Annotated in this window: 1 protein-coding gene; it reads left to right on the top strand. The window is 64.5% G+C overall.

The genetic code is table 11. The features are described from left to right. Positions 1–88: 88 nt before the first annotated feature. Positions 89–1,309 (top strand): acetyl-CoA C-acetyltransferase, encoded by a 1,221-nt coding sequence (locus tag ABT116_RS45920; RefSeq protein ID WP_351647123.1) that lies wholly within the window; start codon positions 89–91, stop codon positions 1,307–1,309. The last annotated feature ends 142 nt before the right edge of the window (positions 1,310–1,451 follow it).

The following is a 1,451-nucleotide window of genomic DNA, read 5'->3' as shown; positions in this document are numbered from 1 at the left end:
GGAAGGGCTACACGGAGTACGCCGCCGACAAGGTGGCGACCCGGACCCCGCGGGCATTCCCCACCTCTCCTCGAGACAGGCACATTCCATGCACGACGCAGTCATCTGTGAACCCGTTCGCACCCCGGTGGGCGGATTCGGCGGAGTCTTCAAGGACGTTCCCGTCACCACACTCGCCAGCACCGTTGTGCGTGGCCTCGTCGAACGAACCGGCATTGCGTCCACCGATGTCGACGACGTCATCTTCGGTCAGGGTTACGCCAACGGAGAGGCCGCGGCCATCGGGCGAATCGCGGCACTCGACGCCGGTCTCGACGTATCCGTTCCCGGAATACAACTCGATCGCCGTTGCGGTTCGGGATTGCAGGCGATCATCTACGCCGCGATGCAGGTACAGACCGGGATGAGTGATCTGGTCATCGCCGGCGGCGCCGAGAGCATGAGCGGAACCGAGTTCTACTCCACCGACATGCGTTGGGGCACAAAGCGCCCTTCCGTCGAGTTCCACGACCGATTGGCCAAACCGCGCACGAACTCCGGCGGAGTCAACTTTCCGGTCGAAGGCGGCATGATCGAGACCGCCGAGAACTTGCGCCGCGAGTACTCGATCACCCGCGACGAGCAGGACCGATACGCGGTGCGATCGCACGAACGGGCCGTTCACGCCCAGGACAGCGGGTACTTCGACGACGAGACCATTCCCGTTTCGGTGCACGGGCGCCGTGGTGAGCAGACAGTCGTCACCCGCGACGAGCATCCGCGCCGGGGGATTCAGCTGTCCGATCTTGCTGCACTGCGCCCCATTCGAGGTCGCGTCGACCCCGAAGCCACAGTCACCGCCGGAAACGCCTGCGGCCAGAACGACACCGGAGCTGCGGCCATCGTCACCACTACGGCCAACGCGGAACGACTGGGCCTGCGTCCGTTCGCGAAACTGGTCAGTTGGGGCGTCGCCGGTGTGGAGCCGAACCGGATGGGCATCGGCCCGGTGCCAGCGGTAGCGAAAGCCCTCTCCCGTGTCGACCTGTCGCTCGGCGACATCGACCTCATCGAAGTCAACGAGGCCTTCGCCGCACAGGTTCTCGCGTGCGCCAAGGCTTGGGGATTGAGCGCGCAGGACATCGAGGAGCGCTTCAACGTCAACGGTTCCGGGATCTCGCTCGGACATCCTGTCGGCGCTACCGGCGGACGGATACTCGCCAATCTGCTGCGCGAACTCGACCGACGCCAGGCACGGTACGGGATCGAGACCATGTGCATCGGTGGCGGACAAGGGATTGCAGCGGTGTTCGAGAACCTGCGACGCTAGAAGCGTTAACCGATCGATCCGTCGCGGCGAAGTTCCGCGATCCGGTCGCCCGTAAGTCCCAACTCGGCCAGCAGAGAATCCGTCTGCTGGCCGAGTGCCGGAACGTCACCCATGCTCATTTCGACATCCGAATACGTCATCG

Source organism: Streptomyces sp. NPDC002130, from assembly GCF_040296465.1.
Lineage (GTDB): Bacteria > Actinomycetota > Actinomycetes > Streptomycetales > Streptomycetaceae > Streptomyces.
This window is presented reverse-complemented; position numbering and strand designations above follow the sequence as displayed.